Below are 19,852 nucleotides of genomic sequence, written 5' to 3'. Positions count from 1 at the left end.
TAATCAGTCATGGCAGTTATCACTTACAAGCCGACTTCTCCCGGTCGCCGTTCCAAGGTCAGCGTCAGTCGGGATCACCTGTACAAGGGTGATCCGTATGCTCCGCTGGTTGAGGCGCAGTCTCGCACTGGTGGTCGCAACAATGCAGGTCGAATCACCACGCGCCATATTGGTGGTGGCCACAAACAGCACTACCGCATTGTCGATTTCAAGCGAGACAAGGAAGGTATCGCTTCCAAGGTTGAGCGGATCGAGTACGATCCCAACCGCACCGCACACATCGCGTTGCTGTGCTACGCGGATGGTGAGCGTCGCTACATCATCGCGCCGAAGGGTGTTCAGGTAGGCGATCAGCTCATGGCTGGCCGCGACGCCCCGATCAAGGTCGGTAATACCCTGCCGCTGCGTAACATCCCGATCGGTACCACTGTGCATTGCATCGAGATGAAGCCAGGCAAGAAGGCTCAGATCGCGCGTAGCGCAGGCGCCTCGGCTCAGCTGATCGCGCGTGAGCAGGGATACGCCACCCTGCGTCTTCGTTCCGGTGAAATGCGCAAGGTGCCGGCTGACTGCCGGGCCACCATCGGCGAAGTTGGCAACAGCGAGCACAACCTCACGAAGATCGGTAAGGCTGGCGCGAAGCGCTGGCTGGGCGTCCGCCCGACCGTACGCGGTGTGGTCATGAACCCGGTCGACCATCCGCATGGCGGTGGTGAAGGCCGCACCTCGGGTGGTCGCCACCCGGTCACCCCTTGGGGTGTGCCGACCAAGGGCTACAAGACCCGCAACAACAAGCGCACCGAGCAGTTCATCGTGCGGCGCCGGAAGTAATAGGAATAGGTCATGGCACGTTCACTCAAGAAAGGTCCGTTCATCGATCTGCACCTCGCCAAGAAGGTGGAGACCGCAGCGGCCACGAATAACAAGCGCCCGATCAAGACCTGGTCCCGTCGCTCGATGGTTTTGCCGGACATGATCGGTCTGACCATCGCGATCCACAACGGCCGCCAGCACGTTCCCGTGCTCATCAACGAGAACATGGTCGGTCATAAACTCGGCGAGTTCGCCGTCACCCGGACCTTTAAGGGTCATGGTGGCGACAAGAAGTCCGGCCGCTAAGGAGCGATTGCAATGGAAACCCAAGCCATCCTCCGCGGTGCCCGTATTTCCGCCCAGAAGGTCCGCCTGGTCGCCGACCAGGTTCGCGGCCTACCCGTCGACCGTGCCCAGAATCTACTGAAATTCAGTGAGAAGAAGGCCGCGCAAATCGTCCGCAAAGTTCTGCTGTCGGCTATCGCCAACGCCGAGAACAATGACGGAGCCGATGTCGACGATCTGAAGGTCGCCCGCATCTTCGTAGATGAGGGTCCGACCATGAAGCGCTTCCACGCTCGCGCCAAAGGTCGTGGCGCTCGCATCCTGAAACGCACCAGCCACATTACTGTGGTTGTGGGCAACGGCCAGTAATCGGGGACGCACGATGGGTCACAAAGTTCATCCGATCGGAATTCGCCTTGGTATCTCCAAGGATTGGAATTCCAAGTGGTATGCCAACAAGCGCGAGTTTGCCGGCTATCTCGCTGGGGACCTTAAGGTCCGCGAGATGCTTCGCAAGCGCCTGGCGGCTGCCGGCGTCTCCCGTATCCAGATCGAGCGTCCGGCAAAGACAGCTCGAGTGACGATCCACACCGCCCGTCCAGGCGTGGTGATCGGCAAGAAGGGCGAAGACATTGAGAAGCTTCGCAAGGACGTCAGCGCGATCATGGGTGTGCCCGTGCACATCAATGTCGCTGAAGTCCGCAAGCCGGAGCTCGACGCTCAGCTTGTTGCAGAGTCGATCGCCCAACAGCTGGAGCGTCGCATAATGTTCCGTCGCGCCATGAAGCGCGCAGTCGGTAACGCTATTCGTCTTGGCGCTCTAGGCATCAAGGTCAATGTTGCGGGCCGACTCAATGGCGCCGAGATCGCTCGCTCTGAGTGGTATCGCGAGGGTCGCGTGCCTTTGCATACGCTTCGCGCTGACGTTGACTACGGCTTCGCCGAAGCGCACACCACCTACGGCGTCATTGGCATCAAGACCTGGATCTACAAGGGCGAGATTTTCGATTACTCGCAGGTTGGCCAGGAAAAGACTGAAGAGCGTTCCGAGCGGGCTCCCCGCCAGAACGCCAAGTAAGGAATTCACTCATGTTGCAGCCCAAAAGAACAAAGTACCGCAAGGTACACAAGGGCCGGAACACCGGTCTCTCCTGGAATGGTGCAGCGGTCAGCTTCGGTGAGTACGGCCTCAAGGCCACCACCTACGGACAGCTGACTTCCCGCCAGATCGAGGCCGCCCGCCGGACCATCAGTCGCTACGTCAAACGTGGTGGCAAGCTGTGGATCCGCGTGTTCCCTGATAAGCCGATCACCCAGAAGCCGATCGAAGTGCGAATGGGTAGCGGCAAGGGCAACGTCGAGTACTGGGTCGCGTTGATCCAGCCCGGCCGCGTTCTGTATGAAATCGAGGGCATCCCGGAAGAATCCGCGCGCGAGGCGTTTCGCCTGGCGGCCGCGAAGCTTTCGGTCCAGACCTCTTTCGTGACCCGGACGGTGCGCTGATGGATATCAAAGAACTCCGCCAGAAGTCGGCCGCTGACCTGAAGGCCCATCTCCTCGACCTGCGCCGCGAGCAGTTCAATCTGCGTATGCAGAAGGGTAGCGGCCAGTTGACCCAGAGCCACCAGCTGAAGAACGTGCGCCGTGAAATCGCGCAGGTCAAGATGCTGTTGGGCCCGAACTCGTAAGGCGACCGACATGAGCGACAACACCCAGACAACCCGCACCGTCGAAGGTCGCGTGGTCAGCAACAAGATGGATAAGACCGTTACCGTGCTGGTCGAGCGTAGTGTCAAGCACGAGCTCTACGGAAAGTACCTGCGCCGTTCGACGAAGCTTCACGCTCACGACGAAGACAACAGCTGCAAGGAAGGGGACATCGTCCGCGTGGTGGAGTGCCGCCCGTTGTCGAAGACCAAGACCTGGCGCGTTGTTGAAGTCGTCAGTCGCGGCGCCTGATCGCACTCAAGGAGATACGTCATGATTCAGATGCAGTCTTACCTTGATGCGGCAGACAACTCCGGAGCTAAGGAGCTGATGTGCATCAAGGTGCTCGGCGGCTCAAAGCGCCGATACGCCCATATTGGTGACATCATCAAGGTGTCTGTCAAGGACGCCATTCCCCGCGGCAAGGTCAAGAAGGGCGAAGTGTACGATGCCGTTGTTGTCCGCACCCGCAAGGGTGTTCGCCGCGGCGACGGCTCGCTGATCCGTTTCGACGGCAACGCAGCTGTCCTGCTGAACAACAAGCACGAGCCGATCGGCACGCGCATCTTCGGGCCGGTCACGCGCGAGCTGCGCGGTGAGAAGTTCATGAAGATCGTGTCGCTGGCTCCTGAAGTGCTGTAAGGAGAAGCCATGAACCGTATTCGCAAAGGTGACCAGGTTCTGGTGATCACCGGTAAGAACAAGGGTCAGAAGGGCGAGGTTGTGCGAGTGGTCGGTGACCGTCTGCTCGTCTCGAACATCAATCTGATCAAGCGCCACACCAAACCGAACCCCCAGGCCAACCAGCCGGGCGGCATCGTTGAGCGTGAAGCGCCGATCCATATCTCCAACGTCATGCTTTTCAACCCGGCAACGGGTAAGGGCGACCGCGTTGGCTTCAAGGTGCTCGAGGATGGACGCAAACTGCGTGTGTTCCGCTCGAGCGGTGAGGCGATTGACGCCTGAGGAATGTAACGATGAGTACCCGTCTCGAAAAGTTTTACAAGGACGAAGTCGTCCCTAAGCTGATGGAGCGTTTTGGTTACCAGAACGTGATGCAGGTTCCGCGTCTAAGCAAGATCACGTTGAACATGGGCGTGGGCGAAGCCGTAGGCAACAAGAAGATTCTGGAAAATGCCGTCGCTGAAATGGCAAAGGTGTCTGGTCAGAGGCCAGTGACGACGAAGGCTCGCGTGTCTGTCGCCAGCTTCAAGATTCGCGATGGTTGGCCGATCGGCTGCAAGGTCACCCTGCGCCGGGCCAAGATGTTCGAGTTTCTCGACCGTTTCATCAGCATCTCGCTCCCGCGCGTTCGTGACTTCCGCGGTGTGTCCGGTCGTTCGTTTGACGGTCGCGGCAACTACAATATGGGTGTGAAGGAACAGATCATCTTCCCCGAGATCGATTTCGACCAGGTCGACGCGATCCGCGGTATGGATATCGCCATCACCACCACCGCCAAGACCGACGCCGAAGCCAAAGCGTTGCTCGAGTGCTTTCGTTTCCCGTTCCGCAACTGATTCTCGAAGGAATCTATCCAATGGCCAAGACCTCCATGGTCAACCGCGAGATCAAGCGGGCCAAGATTGCTGATAAGTACGCTGCGCGCCGCGCCGAGTACAAGGCGATCATCGCCAGCCCAAAGTCTTCCTACGAGGACAAGGCTGCTGCGCAGGTGAAGCTGCAGAAACTGCCGCGCGATGCGTCGCCCTGCCGCCAGCGCAATCGCTGCGCGCTCACTGGTCGCCCTCGTGGCGTCTACAGCAAGTTCGGCTTGGGCCGCAACAAGCTGCGTGAAGCGACGATGCGTGGCGATGTGCCTGGCCTTCGCAAGGCAAGCTGGTAGACTAAGCGGCTTCCGCTATACCGCCCGAGCCCCCGAAGGCCGGGCGTCCAACTAAAAAATGCCGTTCGCGAAAGCGGATATCGGTGCTACTCAAAGGTGTCCATCAATGAGCATGACTGATCCCATCGCCGACATGTTCGTCCGCATTCGAAATGCGGCGGCTGTTGGCAAGAAGACCGTCCAGATGCCGTCCTCGAATCTCAAGGTCGCCATCGCCAATCTTTTGAAGAGCGAGGGGTATCTTGCCGATGTGCAGGTGATCCCGCATGCCAGCAAACCTGTCCTCGAAATCGCCCTGAAGTATTACCTGGGCAAGCCGGTCATCGAGAAGCTCGAGCGTTTTTCCCGCTCCGGCCTGCGTCAGTATCGCGGCAAGGCTGCACTGCCCCGCGTTCTTGGCGGTCTCGGCGTGGCCATCATTTCAACTTCCAAGGGCGTCATGACCGACTCCCAAGCCCGGTCTGAGGGTTTGGGTGGCGAAGTCCTGGGTCTGGTGGCCTGATAGGAGTTTCCAATGTCTCGCGTTGCCAAGAAGCCCATTCCGTTGCCCAAGGGCGTCGAATTTTCCCAGGATGCCAGCAGCTTCCTCGTCAAGGGCCCGAAAGGCTCGCTGTCGCTCATCAAGCCTGCAGGTGTGGATGTTGTTGTCGAGTCCGGTGAGTTGCGCGTCGCCCCGGCGAATGACGATCTCATCGCCATGGCCGGCACGGTACGTGCGATCCTAGCCAATATGGCAACCGGCGTTTCCGACGGCTACTCGCGGAAGCTCGAGCTGGTCGGCGTCGGCTATCGCGCATCTGTTGCTGGTCGCGATCTCAATCTCAGTCTTGGATTTTCCCACCCGGTCGTGTTCAGTGCGCCGGAAGGGATCACCATCGAGACCCCGACCCAGACCGAGATCCTGATTCGTGGTGCTGACAAGCAGGCCGTAGGTCAGGTCGCAGCCAAGATTCGCGCCTTCCGCCCGCCGGAGCCTTACAAGGGCAAGGGTGTGCGTTATTCGGGCGAGAAGATCGTGATGAAGGAAGCGAAGAAGGCCTAACGCGGTTCCGCTTGCAGCGACGGCCTCTGGCCTCGCTGCCCTCCGCCTTCCGCCTTCAAGGAAAAAACCATGGAAAAGAAAATTGCTCGTCTCCGCCGCGCCAAGACCACGCGCTCGCACATCCGCGAGCTCGGCGCTGCTCGTTTGTCTGTTTCCCGCACCGGCCAGCATATCTACGCGCAGCTCTTCACGGCCGATGGTTCCAAGGTGTTGGCGTTCGCCTCGACACTTGAGTCGGAGGTCCGCGAGGGCCTGACAGGACTGAAGAACAAGGACGCGGCTTCGCGCGTTGGGTCGGTGATTGCCAAGCGTGCTTTGGCTGCAGGTATCGAGGCGGTCGCCTTTGACCGCTCGGGCTTCCGCTACCACGGTCGCATCAAGGCCTTGGCCGATGCGGCGCGTGAGGGTGGCCTGAAGTTCTGATCCCCGCTTTGGTGGGGTGTGGCACCACAACAACAAGCGGCCCTAGTGCCGTAATCATCGAGAGATACCAATGAGCACGAACGATCGCGACAACAGCGACGGCATGCTGGAGAAGCTGGTTGCTGTCAATCGCGTCTCCAAGACCGTCAAGGGCGGCAGGCAGTTCACCTTCACCGCGTTGACTGTGGTGGGAGATGGCGCTGGCCGTGTCGGCTTCGGTTACGGCAAGGCGCGGGAAGTGCCGGTCGCGATCCAGAAGTCGATGGAGTACGCACGCAAGGCAATGGTCAGCGTCGAGCTGAACTCGGGAACCGTCTGGTACCCGATCAAGGCCAACCACGGTGCAGCCCGCGTCTACATGCAGCCTGCGTCGGAAGGTACGGGCGTGATCGCGGGCGGGGCAATGCGCGCTGTTCTCGAAGCTGCTGGGGTGAAGAATATTCTCGCCAAGGCCGTTGGATCGCGCAACCCGATCAACCTGGTTCGCGCAACCATCAAGGGTCTGCAGGCGATGCATTCGCCTTCAAAGATCGCTGCCAAGCGCGGCAAGAAGGTCGAGGAGATCACCCATGGCTGATGAAGTGAAGACCGTTACGGTCCGCTTGGTCAAAGGTCTGCGTGGCACGCAGGCGCGTCACCGCTTGTCGGTCAAGGCGCTTGGCCTGCGCAAGTTGAATGATGTTCGCGTGCTCAAGGATTCCCCGAGCGTGCGCGGCCTCATCAACACTGTCTATTACCTGGTCCGCGTCGAGCAGTAAGCGGAAACCTTGGAGAACACCATGCGTCTCAATACACTTTCGCCCGCTGATGGCGCCCGCAAGGATCGCGTTCGCGTCGGTCGCGGGATCGGCTCCGGCCTCGGTAAGACCTGCGGCCGCGGTCATAAGGGGCAGTTCGCGCGCGCCGGCAAGGGTAAGGTTAAGGCAGGTTTTGAAGGCGGTCAGATGCCGCTTCAGCGCCGCCTGCCGAAGGTCGGCTTTCGATCAAAGATGAAGGACGATGTTGGTCAGGTGTTCCTGTACCAGCTCGCTCTGATTGCCGGCGACGTGATCGATTTCCCCGCGCTGCAGGCCGCCAATCTGGTGTCCTCGCGCGCTCGCACCGCCAAGATCGTCAAGAAGGGCGAGTTGGACAGGAAGATCGTAGTGCGTGGCCTCACCGCCACCGCTGGTGCCAAGGCAGCCATTGAGGCTGCCGGCGGATCGGTGGAGTAAACCGTGGCCCAGTCGAACATCGCGGGTGCAAGTTCCCTGGCTGCTCTGGGGCGGCTGACTGAACTGCGTCAGCGCCTGCTGTTCGTGCTCGGCGCGCTGATCATCTACAGGTTCGGCACGTTCGTGCCAGTCCCTGGCGTCAATCCTGACGCCATGGTCGCCCTGATGCAGGATCAGGGCGGCGTGGTACAGATGTTCAACATGTTTTCTGGTGGTGCGCTCGAGCGACTGAGCGTATTTGCTTTGAACGTGATGCCCTACATCTCAGCGTCGATCATCGTGCAGCTGTCTTCGCAGATCTTCCCCTCGCTCCAGCAGCTGCGTAAGGAAGGCGAGAGCGGACGTCGCAAGATCACTCAGTACACCCGAATTGGAACAGTGCTGTTGGCGGTGTTTCAAGCCTTCGGCATCGCGATGGCCCTACAAGGTCAAAGCAGTTCGGTCGGATCGGTCGTCTTTAACCCCGGTCCCGGGTTCGTGTTTACCGCTGTGATCGCGTTGACCGCCGGCACATTGTTCCTGATGTGGTTGGGTGAGCAGGTGACCGAGCGAGGTATCGGCAACGGTATCTCTTTGATCATTTTCGCCGGTATCGTTGCGGGGCTGCCGGGAGCTGTTATCTCCACACTGACTCAGGTCAGCGAGGGTTCCATGCACCCGCTGACTGTGATCGTCCTGTTTGCCTTGGTTCTTGCGGTTACTGCCTTCGTGGTGTTTGTCGAACGCGGACAGCGGCGGATCACGGTGAACTATGCGCGTCGTCAGGGCGGCCGTCAGGCCTACATGAATCAGAGTTCTCATCTGCCGTTGAAGCTGAACATGGCGGGCGTGATTCCAGCGATCTTTGCCTCTAGCCTGATTCTGTTCCCGGGCACGGCTGCTACTTGGTTTGGTGATGCGGGCGGTATCGGCTGGTTGGTGGATCTCTCGGCGGCTCTGTCTCCTGGTGAGCCGCTGTATCTCGTGCTCTACGGCGCGCTGATCATGGGCTTCGCCTTCTTCTACACCGCGTTGGTCTTCAATTCTGAGGAGACCGCCGAGAACTTGAAGAAGTCTGGGGCGCTGATTCCGGGCATCCGCCCGGGTAAGGCAACAGCGGACTATGTTGATGCAGTGTTGACGCGTCTGACGCTCGCCGGTTCAATCTACTTGGTGGCGGTTTGCCTGCTGCCTGAGATCCTGCGCCTCGGCTGGTCAGTTCCGTTCTTCTTCGGCGGTACATCGCTGCTGATCGTGGTTGTTGTCGTCATGGATTTCATGGCCCAGATCCAGGCTCACCTGATGTCCCATCAGTACGATAGCCTGCTGAAGAAAGCCAATCTGAAGGGCGGCCCGCGCGCCGGCTTCTCGCGCGGGTAGTTGACGGCCAGCTTGGGGCTTCGAAGCCTGAGGCAGGAGTAGACAACGCCGGAGCACGGGCACCATCTCCCCGTGCCGTTTCAGGGGTGCCGTGGTATTGGCACCCTGGGACTTTATTTGTCCTCGAAGCCAACGTATACTTTCCGATTCACCGCGCAATACCTTGTTGGAGATCGCCTCATGGCGCGCATCGCAGGTGTCAACCTTCCCGTCCAGAAGCATGTCTGGGTGGGTCTTCAGAGTATTTTTGGAATCGGCCGTACGCGGTCGAAAAAGATCTGTGCGACTGCCGGGGTCACCCCGAGCACCAAGATCAAGGATCTCTCCGAGTCCGAAGTTGACCGCCTCCGTTCGGAGGTTGGCAAGTTCGTGGTCGAAGGTGATCTTCGCCGCGAAGTCGGTATCAGCATCAAGCGTCTGATGGACCTGGGCTGCTACCGCGGTCTGCGTCATCGCCGTGGCCTGCCGATGCGCGGTCAGCGTACCCGCACCAACGCCCGCACCCGCAAGGGTCCGCGCAAGCAGATGAAGAAGTAAGGATCGGTCATGAGCAAGCAGGCTCCCGCCAAGGGAAAGAAGAAGATCCGCCGCGTCGTTACTGACGGCATCGCCCATGTCCAGGCGTCCTTCAACAACACGATCATCACGATCACTGACCGCCAGGGTAACGCCCTGAGCTGGGCCACCTCCGGTGGTGCTGGTTTCCGTGGTTCGCGAAAGTCCACTCCGTTCGCCGCACAGGTCGCTGCTGAGAAAGCGGGGCGAGTGGCTCTGGAGTACGGCCTGAAGACCCTTGAAGTTCGCATCAAGGGCCCGGGTCCGGGTCGCGAGTCCGCCGTGCGTTCGCTGAACGCGGTCGGCTACAAGGTCACCAACATCATCGACGTCACGCCGATCCCGCATAACGGCTGTCGCCCGCCGAAAAAGCGCCGCGTCTGACGCACGGCTCCAGGAGTTACAGATCATGGCACGTTACATCGGCCCCACCTGCAAGCTCGCTCGTCGCGAGGGTGCAGATCTCAGTCTTAAGAGCCCGGCGCGTGCGCTGGATTCGAAGTGCAAGCTGGAGCAGAAGCCTGGCCAGCACGGCGCCGCCCGCAAGGGTCGCCTGTCTGACTACGCGGTGCAGCTCCGCGAGAAGCAGAAGGTCAAGCGCATTTACGGCCTGCTTGAACGTCAGTTCCGCAATGTTTACCGCAAGGCTTCGACCCGTCGTGGCAACACCGGCGAGAACCTGCTGCAGATCCTGGAGTCGCGCCTGGACAACGTGGTCTACCGCATGGGTTTTGCGGTGACGCGTCCGCAGGCCCGTCAGCTGGTCAGTCACTGCGGTGTGCTGGTCAATGGCAAGTCGGTCAATCTGGCTTCGTTCCAGGTCAAGCCCGGTGACGCCATTGCGCTCACCGAGCGCGCCCAGCGTCAGCTGCGCGTGCAGGAAGCCTCCAATCTCGCCCAGCAGATGGACCTTGTCCCGAACTGGATCGACGTTGACAGCAAAAAGTTCAGCGGTGTGTTCAAAGCCGTGCCAGAGCGTTCGGATCTGCCCTCGGATATCAACGAGAACCTGATCGTCGAGCTCTACTCGAAGTAATCCACGGAGAATCGCCGAATGTCCGTTTCCGCCACCCAGGTGCTGCGTCCGCGCGGCATCGGCATTGAACGCATCTCGCACAATCGCGCCAAGGTTGTCGTTGAGCCGCTTGAGCGTGGCTATGGCCACACTCTCGGCAATGCGCTGCGTCGCGTGTTGCTCTCCTCGATCCCCGGCTTTGCCGTGACCGAGGTTGAGATCGACGGTGTCCTGCACGAATACACTACGGTTGAGGGCATCCAGGAAGACGTGCTGGAAATCCTGCTGAACCTGAAGGATGTTGCGTTGCGCATGCACAACGTCGATCAGGCGACGGTCACGCTCAGCAAGCAGGGCGCCGGCGTTGTTCTGGCCGGTGACATCCGCACCGATCACAACGTAGAGATCGTCAATCCCGAGCACGTGATCTGCCATCTGACCAAGGACGTTGCTTTCAGCATGCGTCTGAAGGTCGAGCGCGGACTTGGCTACCAGCCGGCGTCTTCCCGTCGTCGTCCCGACGAAGAGTCGAGGGCGATCGGTCGACTGATGCTGGACGCCTCGTTCTCGCCGGTTCGCCGGGTTGCGTTTGCGGTCGAGAGCGCGCGCGTTGAGCAGCGGACCAACCTCGACAAGCTGGTTCTGGATATCGAAACCAACGGCACCATCGACGCTGAGGAAGCCGTGCGGACAGCCGCTGACATCCTCACCGATCAGCTGTCGGTGTTCGGCGACTTCACCCAGCGTGATCGCGGTGCGGCCAAGCAGACTGCTACCGGTGTTGATCCTGTGCTGCTGCGTCCGATCGACGATCTTGAGCTGACCGTGCGTTCGGCGAATTGCCTCAAGGCCGAGAACATCTACTACATCGGTGATCTGATCCAGCGCACCGAGGTCGAGTTGCTGAAAACGCCGAATCTCGGCAAGAAGTCTCTTACCGAGATCAAGGAAGTGCTGGCCCAGCGTGGCCTGTCGCTCGGCATGAAGCTGGAGAACTGGCCCCCGGCCGGCCTTCAGCAGGGCATGCTCGGCTGATCGAAGCTTTCCATACTTGCTGACGGACCTGAAGGTCCGCGGCAGCCGCGGCCAAGGATGGCCGTTTCGGACCAGCCGCAGTCCATTGTTGCAACGCCTGGATGGCGACAGCGAAATTCAACAGCTCTACTATTGATCAGGAACCTTTCCAATGCGCCACCAGAAATCGGGCCGCAAGCTCAACCGGAACAGCTCGCATCGCGAAGCAATGTTCCGCAACATGTCCGCTTCGTTGCTCAAGCACGAGCTGATTCGCACCACGCTTCCCAAGGCGAAAGAACTTCGTCGGTTCGCCGAGCCGCTCATCACGCTGGGCAAGATCGACAGCGTCGCCAATCGTCGCCTCGCATTCTCGCGCCTGCGCGACAAGGTCGCGGTGGGCAAGTTGTTTGTCGAGATCGGCCCGCGCTACCGCGAGCGTCCCGGCGGTTATTTGCGCATCCTGAAGTGCGGTTTCCGTGCAGGCGACAGCGCGCCGATGGCCTACGTCGAGCTGGTTGATCGTCCGGACGGCGTTGTCGAAGCCGCTGCCGAGTAGTCGGCTGCTGCAAGTATTCTCAGAAACCCTGGCTTCGGCCGGGGTTTTTGTTTTCTGCGCCTTGAACCCTGACGCTCGCGGCGGGTCAATGCGCCACCTGTCACCACATCGAGGCCGAGTGATGAATCCTTTTTCGTGGAGCTATCGGGCGCAGTTCTTCACCGGATTCCTGGTCTGCGCCGGCTTGCTTGGTTTCGCTCTCTACGTGGAGCACGGGATGCTGATGCTGCCTTGCCCTCTTTGCATCCTGCAGCGCATCGCGTTCGTCGTCATGGGGCTGTTCTTTCTTTTGGGGGCGGTTGTTGGTCCGCGGCCCGCTTGGGCCCGGGTCTTCGCCACGGCACTCGTGATGCTCGGGTCGTCAGCAGGTGCCGGAATCGCAGCATGGCATGTCCGCATGCAGCATCTTCCTGCCGACGAGGTGCCCTCCTGCGGCGGCATGGAGCTCAGCTACATGCTGGAGTCATTCCCACTGCAGCAGGTGGTCTCCAAGGTGTTCACGGGTTCAGGCGATTGCGCCAAAGTCGATTGGGCGTTTGCTGGGCTGTCGATGCCGGTGTGGACGCTGTTGTTCTTCATCGCCCTGGGGATCGGCGCAGGCTGGGCCGGACTGCGTCGCCGCGGCTGAGTCCCGTTGAAGTGGCGCGCCATGGCGGTGTGACTGTTTGGATCTGGTCCGAAGCGCCGGCCGCGCGCCAAACCTCCTGTGGCATGATCCTGATGCGTTGCAGCACGCCCCCGGAGTTCCCTATGTCATACGAGCGCCCCCTCGAAGCCGTCAACCTCCCGCTTGATTGGAGCCCTACCAGCTGGCGTGCGCGTCCGGCCCTGCAGCAGCCGCGCTATCCGGATGCGCAGGCTCATGCCGATGCGCTGGCAGACCTGCGCAGGCTGCCGCCACTGGTGACCTCGCTGGAGATCCTCGCGCTTAAGCGGCAGCTGGCGGAGGCTCAAGATGGACAGCGATTTCTGCTGCAAGGAGGCGACTGCGCGGAGAGCTTTTCGGACTGCGAATCCGGACTGATCTCCAACCGGCTGAAGGTGTTGCTGCAGATGAGTGTGGTGCTTGTCTACGGTCTGCGCATGCCGGTGATTCGCGTCGGTCGCTTTGCGGGTCAGTACGCCAAGCCTCGCTCGGCCGACACCGAGGTCAAGGATGGAGTCGAGCTGCCCAGCTACCGCGGCGACATCATCAACTCGCCCGCGTTCACGCCTGAGGCGCGTCGTCCTGATCCTCGCAGGCTGATTGAAGCGCACTCGCGCTCGGCGTTGACCATGAACTTCGTACGTGCGCTGATCGACGGTGGCTTTGCCGATCTGCACCACCCGGAGTACTGGGACCTGGGTTGGGTCAGCCACTCGCCGCTGGCCGAGGAATACCACCGGATGGTGCGTGCCATCGGTGACGGTGTGCGATTCATGGAAACCTTGTCCGGCGAGCACTCGCAGGGTGTGCGTCGCGTCGACTTCTACACCTCGCATGAAGCCCTGCTGCTCGACTACGAGGAGGGGCTGACCCGTGAGGTGCCCCGCAACTGGGGTTGGTTCAACCTGTCGACCCACTACCCCTGGATCGGCATGCGCACCGCCGCTCTGGACGGTGCGCACGCGGAGTACATGCGCGGCATCCGTAACCCGGTCGCGGTCAAGGTGGGTCCGGGGGTAAAGCCTGATGCGCTGCTGCGTCTGGTCGACACTTTGAATCCCGACAACGAGCCGGGGCGTTTGACCTTCATCCACCGAATGGGCGCCGGCAAGATCGCCGCCGAACTTCCGCAGCATTTGGATGCGGTGCGCCGCGAGGGTCGGAAGGTACTGTGGGTTGCTGACCCGATGCACGGCAATACCGAATCCACGAGCAATGGATTCAAGACGCGTCGCTTCGAGAACGTTCGCGGTGAGCTGGAACAGGCGTTCGATCTGCATGCTGCAGCCGGCACTCGGCTTGGCGGAGTGCACCTTGAGCTGACCGGCGAGAACGTCACCGAGTGCACCGGCGGCGCGCGCGACCTGACAGATATCGACCTCGAGCGTGCCTATCGCTCTACGGTTGATCCACGCCTGAACTATGAGCAATCGCTCGAGCTGGCCCTGCTGATCGTGCGCAAGCGCGGGGTGCAGGCGCTGCCGGTGTAGCGGCTCGACTCAACGTGACTTCTGGCGGTTAGTTGGCGGCCCCGGCCGTTCTACCGTGCCGCTGGCCCTGACACAGGGCGGTCCGTTGGGGAAATGCATGGATTCCAGTCGCGCTCGGCGAAGCGCCTGCGCAATTTTGGTGCTGGCTGCCGTGTTCGCGGCAATGCCAGCAGTTGCCCAGCAGCGCACGCTGCCGTCCGAGGGAGTCGCTGAGCGGCCACTGCGCCAGGTCGCCCTGATCAACGCCCGTGTCGTCACCGAACCGGGCCAGGTGGTCAACAATGCCACCGTGTTGATTCAAGACGGCCGCATCGTCGCCGTCGGGCCGATGGTGCGGGTTCCCGACGGTGTTCAACGTCGCGACCTCGCGGGCGCCACGATCTTCGCCGGGTTCGTCGAATCGATCAGCACCCTGGGTTTGCCCAATGACCATCACCGTGGCGGAATCAAGCCCGCTAGCCCGAGCCAGCAGCCGCCGCACGATCAGCAGGCCGAGCTGGCCGGCACGCCGCATTGGAATCGCCGCGCACAGCCCGAGCGCCAGGCGGCTCGCGTGCTGGACTACAAGCCGGCCGATGCCAAACCCTTGCGCGAGCTGGGCTTCGCGGCGGTTCATAGTGCGCCGCAGGCTGGCGTGCTGGCGGGGCAGGGCGCATTGCTGAGCTTGGTCGACAGCGGTCCGCGGCGCGATGCGCTGATCTCCAGTGATGTCTCGCAGGTGTTCGGGTTCGACTTCATGTTTGGCCAGGAGTATCCCGGCTCGCTGATGGGCAGCATTGCCCTGATCAGACAGTCGCTTCTGGACGCGCGGTGGTATGCGGTCGCTTCCGCAGACGCCGCTCAGCGTGCGCAGTTGAACCAGAGCCTGGCCGCGCTGGCGCCCGTGATGAGCGGACGCCAGCCCGTGTTCATGCTGATGGACGACGAACTCGATGCCGGGCGATTCGCTTCGATCCAGCGCGAGTTCGAACTGAATGCGGTGCTGGTCGGCACCGGCCACGAGTATCGCCTGCTGCCGCAGCTGCGCAGCTATGCGCTGCCGATGGTGCTGCCACTGAACTTTCCGGAGGCCCCGGCGGTGGAGCGGCCCGGCATCGCCCTGCAGACCTCATTGGCGGAGCTGCAACACTGGGAACAGGCGCCGGCCAACCCGGCTCGCGTGGAGGCTGCCGGGCTGAAGTTCGCGCTGTCCACGCGCGGCATGAAGGAACCCGCCAAGCAGTTCTGGCCAGCCGTGCGGCGCGCCGTGGCCGCGGGTCTGTCGGAACAGGCTGCACTGCGCGCCTTGACGACTTCACCTGCGTCGCTGCTGGGAGCGTCGAACCAGCTGGGTCGGATTGCGCCCGGGCAGCTCGCGAATCTGCTGGTGGCTGATGAGAACCTGTTTCGCGAGGATTCGGCCCAGCTGTACGAAGTCTGGGTCGAGGGCGAGCGTCATCAGTTGAAACCCCTGCAGGCGCGTGAGCTCGGTGCTGGGTTGGCCGTGCGCTGGCATGCCGATGCGCGCAGCGAGTCGTGGACGCTTGCCGGCAGCGGCGACAGTCGCGAGCTCAAGATCGGCGACTGGTCGCTCAAGCTGAAGCAGCAGGACGGCCGCTGGGTCGGCCTGCCCGAGACTGCGCCGAGCGCATGGCCCACCGGCGCTGCGCGGGTCGAGTTCGCGTTGGCTGAGAACAATGTCGTCGAGGGTTTCGTCGAGACCGCCGACGGTCGGCGCCACGGATTCAGCGCCGAGCGTTCGCCATCGACCGGCGCTTCCGTCGTTGATGAGGCCAAACCTGCCGCCGATGCCCGCGCTGCGATTCCGGCGTTCGCCGGCTATCCGGCCGGTGAGTACGCGCGCGTGACGAAGCCGGAGGCGGCCGCCGAGCTGCTGATCCGCGGCGCCACGGTGTGGACCAACGATGCCGCCGGTGTGCTCGAAGGCGCCGATGTGCGGGTGCGTTCCGGCCGCATCGCCGAGATCGGTCGCGACCTGGCACCCGGACGCGGAGCGCAGGTCGTCGAAGCGGCCGGGCGTCATCTGACCCCCGGCATCGTCGATGCGCATTCGCACACGGCCATCGCCCGCAACGTCAACGAACCCTCGCATGCAGTGACCACCGAGGTTCGCGTGGGCGACGTGCTCGACCCTACCGACATCAACATCTATCGCCAGCTGGCCGGCGGTGTGACCAGCGCGAACTTGCTGCATGGCTCGGCCAACCCGATGGGCGGCCAGAACGCGGTGATCAAACTCCGCTGGGGCGCCGATGCGGCCGGCCTGGTGTTCGCCGGTGCGCCGACCGGGATCAAATTCGCCCTCGGCGAGAACGTCAAGCAGAGCGGCTGGGGCGAGGGTTTCACCACCCGCTATCCGCAGACGCGGATGGGCGTCGAGCAGATCATCCGCGACCACTTTATCGCCGCGCGCGCGTATCAGCAGGCATTGGAGAAGAGCGAGCCCGTACGTCGCGACCTTCGCCTCGAAGCCCTGGTGGACATCCTGCGCGGCGACCGCCGCGTGCACATCCACTCGTATCGACAGGACGAGATCCTGATGTTCGTGCGCCTGTCGCAGGAGTTCGGCTTCAAGGTCGCGAGCTTCCAGCACGTTCTGGAAGGTTACAAGGTGGCGCGCGAGATGGCCGAGATTGGCGCCGGCGCGTCGACTTTCGCCGACTGGTGGGGCTTCAAGATGGAAGTCGCCGACGGGATTCCACACAACGGTGCGCTGATGACCCGCGCGGGCGTGATCACCTCGTTCAATTCGGACAGTGACGAGATGGCGCGGCGGCTCAACATGGAAGCCGCCAAGGCGCTGCGCCACGGCGGCCTCAGCGATGAGGAGTCTTGGAAGCTGGTGACCCTGAACCCGGCCATCCAGCTTGGGATCAGCGATCGGGTCGGCGCGATCAAGCCGGGCATGGATGCCGACCTGGTGCTTTGGTCAGCGCACCCGCTGTCGAACTACGCGCGTGCGGAAACCACCTGGATTGATGGCCGGCGCTACTTCGACCGCAGTGAAGACCAGCAGCTGCAAGCGCAGCTGCTTGCCGAACGCGAGCGCCTGTTGGCTCTGGCGGCCAGCGACCGCCGCGCTAGCGAGGCGTCGAAGCCTGACGCGGAAGCGCCTGCGCCGTCGGTGGACCCGGCCTTGCTTCGGTTGATCCAGGGCGATCGCCAGTGGTTATCGCACTTTGGCGCGCTGCGCGGGCTCTATCACGACGGCGCCGACCTCAACAGCTGCGGGATCAACGACCATGTCCACTAAGCCTGCGCTGCACACCCGGGCAGTCCTCTCCGCGGCGCTGAGTGTGCTCTGCGGCATCACCTTCGCCCAGCCCGGACCACCGGCGCGCCCTGCGACCCAAACCTTCGTGATTGATGGCGGCACAGTGCACACCGTCAGCGGCCCGGCCATCTCGAATGGGCGGGTGCGCATCGAGGGAGAGCGCATCGTCGCGGTCGGCGGAAATGAAGTTTCGCTGGCCGGCGCCGAGCGTATCGATGCCAGCGGCAAGCAGGTTTACCCGGGCTTGATCGCTGCCCACAGCGTGCTCGGGCTGACCGAGATCGGCGCGGTGCGCGCCACCGTCGATGTCGCCGAGGTGGGCCTCAATGCAGCCAATGTGCGGGCTGAAGTAGCCGTCAATGCGGAGAGCGAGCTCATTCCGGTGGCGCGCGCCAATGGCGTGCTGCTGGCCTTGACGGCCCCGCAGGCCAGCGCCAGTAGCGTTATCACCGGCACCTCGGCGCTGATCGAGCTGGACGGCTGGACCTGGGAGGACCTGACCCTGCATGCGCCGGTTGGCCTGCACGTCGTGTGGCCCATCGATGAGACGGAGCCCTGGCTGCCGGCCGAGGTGGCCGAGGCGGCGAAGAAGGCGGTAACCGAGAAGCTGAGCGGTCTGCGCCGCGCCTTCGAGCAGGCGCGCACCTACGGCGCGGCGGCTGCGGCATCCGCGATCGCAACGCCTGACCTGCGACTGGCGGCGATGCAGCCCGCGCTGCAGCGCCAGCAGCCGGTGTTCATGCACGCGGAGGACGCCCAGGCCATCGGCCAAGCGCTGGATTTTGCCGCCGAGTTCAAACTCCGCGTTGTGCTGGTGGGCGGCGCCGAGGCCTGGCGTCTGGTCGATCGCCTGCGCGCCATGGATGTGCCGGTCATCCTCGGCGGCACCCACGTGCTTCCACTGCGTCGGTTCGATCCGGTCGATGTGATCTATGCGCAGGCAGCCAAACTCAAGACGGCCGGCGTGCGTTTTGCGATCGCCACGCCCGGCGATGGGTTTGATACCTCCAATCTGCGCAACCTGCCGTACCAAGCGGCCAGCGCCGTTGCCTATGGCCTGAGCTTTGAAGACGCTCTGCGCGCGATCACCCTGTCACCCGCCGAGATTCTGGGCGTTGCGGATCGCGTGGGCTCGATCGAGGCCGGCAAGCTCGCCACCCTGGTGATCGCCGATGGCGATCCGCTGGAAGCGCGCACTCACGTCGAACGTGCCTGGATCAGCGGGCGCGAGGTCGATCTTTCAAGCCGGCACACGCGGCTGTATGAGAAGTATCGAGGGCGCTAGCGCTCCCTGGGAATGGGGAATCGGGAATCGGGAATCGGGAATCGTTAGAAGCGTAGGCAGCAACACGCGCGAACGATTTCGAGCGACTTGTACTTGATAGCCACAGTGGCCGCGCTAGCCGTTCCGCGGTGTCGCTGCGGGCTTGCTTCCAAACGATTCTCGATTCTCGACGCCCGATTCCCGGCCCCTCAGAAATACGTCCAAAGCTCCCGCGCCTCAGCCAGGTGCGGCAGCGTGTTCCAGCTGCCGAGGCGCAGGCTGTCCGAACCCGGATGGAACTCGCAGATGGCGCTGTTGCGCAGGCTCAGATTGAGCTCGATCGCGCGGGCATTGCTGGTTTCGAGCGCCGCCTGCGCGAACTGCGAGATCACCCCGCCCGAGGTCACCGCGAGCACCGTGCCTGCATTCGAATGCAGACGTTGCGCGGCGGCGTGGGTGCGGGCCTGGAACTCAGACCACCGCTCGGGTACGCCGTCCACGCCGTCTTGCGTCCATGCGTTCAAGGCCGCCAGCAGACCGCGCAGCACGGTGCGCGGGTCGGGCCGCGAGCCGTCGGCGGGCACCTTGAACATGGCCGCGTCGTCGGGCTGGCCGCGCGCGTAGCCATCGATCACGGCGCGATGATCGAACTCGTTGAGGTCAGCATCGGTTTCGGTCGCCGGCAGTTCAATCCCCGCCGACGCGTAGCCTTCGCTCAAGGCTTCCCAGGTTTGCCGATGCCGTCGCATCGCCCCGACCACCACCCGAGCCGGCGGCGGAGCGTGCTGGGCCAGCCAGCGGCCCAGACGGCGAGACTGCTCGTAGCCGGTGTCCGACAACTGGTCGTAGTCAGCCGCTCCGTAAGAGGCCTGGCCGTGGCGGATCGCAATCAGGCTCAAGGATGGAAGCTCTGGGTGAAGCGGATCACGATCGGTTCGGCACTGCCGGCTGGGGTGACGGTGACCTCGAAGTCCAGCTGCTCGTCAGTGCTGCTGATGCGCGGTTCACCGAGATAGTAGATGGCTTCACCTTCGCGCACTTCCCGCATGCGCAGGCTCTGCCGCTGGCCGGCGGGGTTGGTGGCGGCCGCGTCGACGCGCGCGATCGTGGCCACCTGAGTGCCGTCGGCATCGCGCAGCACCGCGATGTTGAGCAGGCCGCGACTGGCCGAGCGCGTGATGCCGCTGTTGCGAGCGACCTCGGGCGATAGCAGGGTGGTCGGCAGCGCGTTGTAGTGAACCGTGTACGGGCCGCGGGTGGTGCTGTTCTGGGCCAATACGCTGCCGGTCAGCAGCAGCATCGTCAGCAGGGCGTGCAGGAAGCGATTGTTGAACATGGCGGCTACC

General features: G+C 62.6%; 29 protein-coding genes. 27 read left to right on the top strand and 2 right to left on the bottom strand.

The window, feature by feature from the left end; translation table 11 throughout:
* Nucleotides 1-9: 9 nt before the first annotated feature.
* The 27 genes from rplB to ACIQ7H_RS00785 all read left to right on the top strand — a co-directional run bounded on the left by rplB (nucleotide 10) and on the right by ACIQ7H_RS00785 (nucleotide 18,527).
* Nucleotides 10-831 (top strand): 50S ribosomal protein L2, encoded by an 822-nt coding sequence (rplB, locus tag ACIQ7H_RS00915; RefSeq protein WP_395787419.1) that lies wholly within the window; start codon nucleotides 10-12, stop codon nucleotides 829-831.
* Between the two features lie 12 nt (nucleotides 832-843).
* Nucleotides 844-1,119, top strand: a complete 276-nt coding sequence (gene rpsS / locus ACIQ7H_RS00910) for a 30S ribosomal protein S19 (RefSeq protein ID WP_395787417.1) — start codon at nucleotides 844-846, stop codon at nucleotides 1,117-1,119.
* 12 nt (nucleotides 1,120-1,131) lie between these two features.
* Nucleotides 1,132-1,467 carry a 50S ribosomal protein L22 gene (rplV, locus tag ACIQ7H_RS00905; protein WP_395787415.1) on the top strand — a complete coding sequence of 112 codons (336 nt, stop codon included), beginning with the start codon at nucleotides 1,132-1,134 and terminating at the stop codon, nucleotides 1,465-1,467.
* A 13-nt stretch (nucleotides 1,468-1,480) separates the two neighbouring features.
* Complete coding sequence (gene rpsC, locus ACIQ7H_RS00900; RefSeq protein WP_395787413.1) at nucleotides 1,481-2,176, top strand: 30S ribosomal protein S3; 696 nt, start codon at nucleotides 1,481-1,483, stop codon at nucleotides 2,174-2,176.
* Between the two features lie 11 nt (nucleotides 2,177-2,187).
* On the top strand, nucleotides 2,188-2,601 hold the full coding sequence (rplP, locus tag ACIQ7H_RS00895; RefSeq protein WP_395787411.1) for a 50S ribosomal protein L16: 414 nt from the start codon (nucleotides 2,188-2,190) through the stop codon (nucleotides 2,599-2,601).
* On the top strand, nucleotides 2,601-2,786 hold the full coding sequence (rpmC, locus tag ACIQ7H_RS00890; RefSeq protein ID WP_395787409.1) for a 50S ribosomal protein L29: 186 nt from the start codon (nucleotides 2,601-2,603) through the stop codon (nucleotides 2,784-2,786). The genes rplP and rpmC overlap by 1 nt, the downstream gene beginning before the upstream one ends.
* 10 nt (nucleotides 2,787-2,796) lie before the next feature.
* Nucleotides 2,797-3,057 (top strand): 30S ribosomal protein S17, encoded by a 261-nt coding sequence (gene rpsQ / locus ACIQ7H_RS00885; RefSeq protein ID WP_395787407.1) that lies wholly within the window; start codon nucleotides 2,797-2,799, stop codon nucleotides 3,055-3,057.
* 21 nt (nucleotides 3,058-3,078) lie between these two features.
* Entirely contained in the window at nucleotides 3,079-3,447 is a 369-nt protein-coding gene (gene rplN, locus ACIQ7H_RS00880) for a 50S ribosomal protein L14 (RefSeq protein ID WP_395787405.1), read from the top strand.
* Between the two features lie 9 nt (nucleotides 3,448-3,456).
* Entirely contained in the window at nucleotides 3,457-3,771 is a 315-nt protein-coding gene (gene rplX / locus ACIQ7H_RS00875; protein WP_395787403.1) for a 50S ribosomal protein L24, read from the top strand.
* An 11-nt stretch (nucleotides 3,772-3,782) separates the two neighbouring features.
* On the top strand, nucleotides 3,783-4,325 hold the full coding sequence (gene rplE, locus ACIQ7H_RS00870) for a 50S ribosomal protein L5 (protein WP_395787401.1): 543 nt from the start codon (nucleotides 3,783-3,785) through the stop codon (nucleotides 4,323-4,325).
* 20 nt (nucleotides 4,326-4,345) lie between these two features.
* Nucleotides 4,346-4,651 carry a 30S ribosomal protein S14 gene (rpsN, locus tag ACIQ7H_RS00865; RefSeq protein ID WP_395787520.1) on the top strand — a complete coding sequence of 102 codons (306 nt, stop codon included), beginning with the start codon at nucleotides 4,346-4,348 and terminating at the stop codon, nucleotides 4,649-4,651.
* Between the two features lie 106 nt (nucleotides 4,652-4,757).
* Complete coding sequence (gene rpsH / locus ACIQ7H_RS00860) at nucleotides 4,758-5,153, top strand: 30S ribosomal protein S8 (RefSeq protein ID WP_395787399.1); 396 nt, start codon at nucleotides 4,758-4,760, stop codon at nucleotides 5,151-5,153.
* A 12-nt stretch (nucleotides 5,154-5,165) separates the two neighbouring features.
* Nucleotides 5,166-5,693, top strand: coding sequence for a 50S ribosomal protein L6 (gene rplF / locus ACIQ7H_RS00855; RefSeq protein ID WP_395787397.1), 528 nt, complete (start codon nucleotides 5,166-5,168; stop codon nucleotides 5,691-5,693).
* 69 nt (nucleotides 5,694-5,762) lie between these two features.
* Complete coding sequence (gene rplR, locus ACIQ7H_RS00850) at nucleotides 5,763-6,116, top strand: 50S ribosomal protein L18 (protein WP_395787395.1); 354 nt, start codon at nucleotides 5,763-5,765, stop codon at nucleotides 6,114-6,116.
* Between the two features lie 70 nt (nucleotides 6,117-6,186).
* A complete protein-coding gene (gene rpsE / locus ACIQ7H_RS00845) occupies nucleotides 6,187-6,693 on the top strand; it encodes a 30S ribosomal protein S5 (RefSeq protein ID WP_395787393.1) in 507 nt (168 codons plus the stop codon).
* Entirely contained in the window at nucleotides 6,686-6,874 is a 189-nt protein-coding gene (gene rpmD, locus ACIQ7H_RS00840; protein ID WP_395787391.1) for a 50S ribosomal protein L30, read from the top strand. The genes rpsE and rpmD overlap by 8 nt, the downstream gene beginning before the upstream one ends.
* Before the next feature lie 21 nt (nucleotides 6,875-6,895).
* Nucleotides 6,896-7,330, top strand: coding sequence for a 50S ribosomal protein L15 (gene rplO / locus ACIQ7H_RS00835; RefSeq protein ID WP_395787389.1), 435 nt, complete (start codon nucleotides 6,896-6,898; stop codon nucleotides 7,328-7,330).
* A 3-nt stretch (nucleotides 7,331-7,333) separates the two neighbouring features.
* Nucleotides 7,334-8,689, top strand: a complete 1,356-nt coding sequence (gene secY / locus ACIQ7H_RS00830) for a preprotein translocase subunit SecY (protein WP_395787387.1) — start codon at nucleotides 7,334-7,336, stop codon at nucleotides 8,687-8,689.
* Between the two features lie 180 nt (nucleotides 8,690-8,869).
* Nucleotides 8,870-9,226, top strand: a complete 357-nt coding sequence (gene rpsM, locus ACIQ7H_RS00825) for a 30S ribosomal protein S13 (RefSeq protein WP_395787385.1) — start codon at nucleotides 8,870-8,872, stop codon at nucleotides 9,224-9,226.
* A gap of 9 nt (nucleotides 9,227-9,235) precedes the next feature.
* The gene (gene rpsK, locus ACIQ7H_RS00820) at nucleotides 9,236-9,628 is read left to right on the top strand and encodes a 30S ribosomal protein S11 (protein WP_298850931.1); all 393 of its coding nucleotides are present in this window, start codon (nucleotides 9,236-9,238) and stop codon (nucleotides 9,626-9,628) included.
* 25 nt (nucleotides 9,629-9,653) lie between these two features.
* Nucleotides 9,654-10,280 carry a 30S ribosomal protein S4 gene (rpsD, locus tag ACIQ7H_RS00815; RefSeq protein WP_395787382.1) on the top strand — a complete coding sequence of 209 codons (627 nt, stop codon included), beginning with the start codon at nucleotides 9,654-9,656 and terminating at the stop codon, nucleotides 10,278-10,280.
* Nucleotides 10,281-10,298: 18 nt separating this feature from the next.
* On the top strand, nucleotides 10,299-11,294 hold the full coding sequence (locus tag ACIQ7H_RS00810) for a DNA-directed RNA polymerase subunit alpha (RefSeq protein WP_395787380.1): 996 nt from the start codon (nucleotides 10,299-10,301) through the stop codon (nucleotides 11,292-11,294).
* Nucleotides 11,295-11,445: 151 nt separating this feature from the next.
* The gene (gene rplQ, locus ACIQ7H_RS00805) at nucleotides 11,446-11,832 is read left to right on the top strand and encodes a 50S ribosomal protein L17 (protein WP_395787378.1); all 387 of its coding nucleotides are present in this window, start codon (nucleotides 11,446-11,448) and stop codon (nucleotides 11,830-11,832) included.
* Nucleotides 11,833-11,953: 121 nt separating this feature from the next.
* Complete coding sequence (locus tag ACIQ7H_RS00800; protein ID WP_395787377.1) at nucleotides 11,954-12,460, top strand: disulfide bond formation protein B; 507 nt, start codon at nucleotides 11,954-11,956, stop codon at nucleotides 12,458-12,460.
* A 122-nt stretch (nucleotides 12,461-12,582) separates the two neighbouring features.
* Nucleotides 12,583-13,968: a class II 3-deoxy-7-phosphoheptulonate synthase gene (locus ACIQ7H_RS00795; RefSeq protein ID WP_395787375.1), complete on the top strand. Its 1,386-nt coding sequence runs from the start codon at nucleotides 12,583-12,585 to the stop codon at nucleotides 13,966-13,968.
* A gap of 163 nt (nucleotides 13,969-14,131) precedes the next feature.
* The gene (locus tag ACIQ7H_RS00790) at nucleotides 14,132-17,221 is read left to right on the top strand and encodes an amidohydrolase family protein (RefSeq protein ID WP_395787373.1); all 3,090 of its coding nucleotides are present in this window, start codon (nucleotides 14,132-14,134) and stop codon (nucleotides 17,219-17,221) included.
* Nucleotides 17,211-18,527, top strand: coding sequence for an amidohydrolase family protein (locus tag ACIQ7H_RS00785; RefSeq protein ID WP_395787371.1), 1,317 nt, complete (start codon nucleotides 17,211-17,213; stop codon nucleotides 18,525-18,527). The genes ACIQ7H_RS00790 and ACIQ7H_RS00785 overlap by 11 nt, the downstream gene beginning before the upstream one ends.
* A gap of 188 nt (nucleotides 18,528-18,715) precedes the next feature.
* On the opposite strand, the gene ACIQ7H_RS00780 is transcribed toward ACIQ7H_RS00785, so the two are convergent.
* Together ACIQ7H_RS00780 and ACIQ7H_RS00775 are read right to left on the bottom strand one after the other, a co-directional pair.
* Nucleotides 18,716-19,405, bottom strand: a complete 690-nt coding sequence (locus tag ACIQ7H_RS00780; protein WP_395787369.1) for a histidine phosphatase family protein — start codon at nucleotides 19,403-19,405, stop codon at nucleotides 18,716-18,718.
* Nucleotides 19,402-19,842: a DUF4426 domain-containing protein gene (locus ACIQ7H_RS00775; protein WP_395787367.1), complete on the bottom strand. Its 441-nt coding sequence runs from the start codon at nucleotides 19,840-19,842 to the stop codon at nucleotides 19,402-19,404. The genes ACIQ7H_RS00780 and ACIQ7H_RS00775 overlap by 4 nt, the downstream gene beginning before the upstream one ends.
* Nucleotides 19,843-19,852: the final 10 nt, after the last annotated feature.

This window comes from Aquimonas sp. (assembly GCF_044377145.1).
Taxonomy (GTDB): Bacteria; Pseudomonadota; Gammaproteobacteria; order Xanthomonadales; family Xanthomonadaceae; genus Aquimonas.
The sequence above is the reverse complement of the archived record's forward strand: the minus strand, read 5'-3'. Positions and strand labels throughout refer to the sequence as shown.

Coding starts and splice junctions, on each gene's coding strand:
- rplB (WP_395787419.1), top strand. CDS start 10: ATGGCAGTTATCACTTACAAGCCGACTTCTCCCGGTCGCCGTTCCAAG.
- rpsS (WP_395787417.1), top strand. CDS start 844: ATGGCACGTTCACTCAAGAAAGGTCCGTTCATCGATCTGCACCTCGCC.
- rplV (WP_395787415.1), top strand. CDS start 1,132: ATGGAAACCCAAGCCATCCTCCGCGGTGCCCGTATTTCCGCCCAGAAG.
- rpsC (WP_395787413.1), top strand. CDS start 1,481: ATGGGTCACAAAGTTCATCCGATCGGAATTCGCCTTGGTATCTCCAAG.
- rplP (WP_395787411.1), top strand. CDS start 2,188: ATGTTGCAGCCCAAAAGAACAAAGTACCGCAAGGTACACAAGGGCCGG.
- rpmC (WP_395787409.1), top strand. CDS start 2,601: ATGGATATCAAAGAACTCCGCCAGAAGTCGGCCGCTGACCTGAAGGCC.
- rpsQ (WP_395787407.1), top strand. CDS start 2,797: ATGAGCGACAACACCCAGACAACCCGCACCGTCGAAGGTCGCGTGGTC.
- rplN (WP_395787405.1), top strand. CDS start 3,079: ATGATTCAGATGCAGTCTTACCTTGATGCGGCAGACAACTCCGGAGCT.
- rplX (WP_395787403.1), top strand. CDS start 3,457: ATGAACCGTATTCGCAAAGGTGACCAGGTTCTGGTGATCACCGGTAAG.
- rplE (WP_395787401.1), top strand. CDS start 3,783: ATGAGTACCCGTCTCGAAAAGTTTTACAAGGACGAAGTCGTCCCTAAG.
- rpsN (WP_395787520.1), top strand. CDS start 4,346: ATGGCCAAGACCTCCATGGTCAACCGCGAGATCAAGCGGGCCAAGATT.
- rpsH (WP_395787399.1), top strand. CDS start 4,758: ATGAGCATGACTGATCCCATCGCCGACATGTTCGTCCGCATTCGAAAT.
- rplF (WP_395787397.1), top strand. CDS start 5,166: ATGTCTCGCGTTGCCAAGAAGCCCATTCCGTTGCCCAAGGGCGTCGAA.
- rplR (WP_395787395.1), top strand. CDS start 5,763: ATGGAAAAGAAAATTGCTCGTCTCCGCCGCGCCAAGACCACGCGCTCG.
- rpsE (WP_395787393.1), top strand. CDS start 6,187: ATGAGCACGAACGATCGCGACAACAGCGACGGCATGCTGGAGAAGCTG.
- rpmD (WP_395787391.1), top strand. CDS start 6,686: ATGGCTGATGAAGTGAAGACCGTTACGGTCCGCTTGGTCAAAGGTCTG.
- rplO (WP_395787389.1), top strand. CDS start 6,896: ATGCGTCTCAATACACTTTCGCCCGCTGATGGCGCCCGCAAGGATCGC.
- rpsM (WP_395787385.1), top strand. CDS start 8,870: ATGGCGCGCATCGCAGGTGTCAACCTTCCCGTCCAGAAGCATGTCTGG.
- rpsK (WP_298850931.1), top strand. CDS start 9,236: ATGAGCAAGCAGGCTCCCGCCAAGGGAAAGAAGAAGATCCGCCGCGTC.
- rpsD (WP_395787382.1), top strand. CDS start 9,654: ATGGCACGTTACATCGGCCCCACCTGCAAGCTCGCTCGTCGCGAGGGT.
- ACIQ7H_RS00810 (WP_395787380.1), top strand. CDS start 10,299: ATGTCCGTTTCCGCCACCCAGGTGCTGCGTCCGCGCGGCATCGGCATT.
- rplQ (WP_395787378.1), top strand. CDS start 11,446: ATGCGCCACCAGAAATCGGGCCGCAAGCTCAACCGGAACAGCTCGCAT.
- ACIQ7H_RS00800 (WP_395787377.1), top strand. CDS start 11,954: ATGAATCCTTTTTCGTGGAGCTATCGGGCGCAGTTCTTCACCGGATTC.
- ACIQ7H_RS00795 (WP_395787375.1), top strand. CDS start 12,583: ATGTCATACGAGCGCCCCCTCGAAGCCGTCAACCTCCCGCTTGATTGG.
- ACIQ7H_RS00790 (WP_395787373.1), top strand. CDS start 14,132: ATGCCAGCAGTTGCCCAGCAGCGCACGCTGCCGTCCGAGGGAGTCGCT.
- ACIQ7H_RS00785 (WP_395787371.1), top strand. CDS start 17,211: ATGTCCACTAAGCCTGCGCTGCACACCCGGGCAGTCCTCTCCGCGGCG.
- ACIQ7H_RS00775 (WP_395787367.1), bottom strand. CDS start 19,842: ATGTTCAACAATCGCTTCCTGCACGCCCTGCTGACGATGCTGCTGCTG.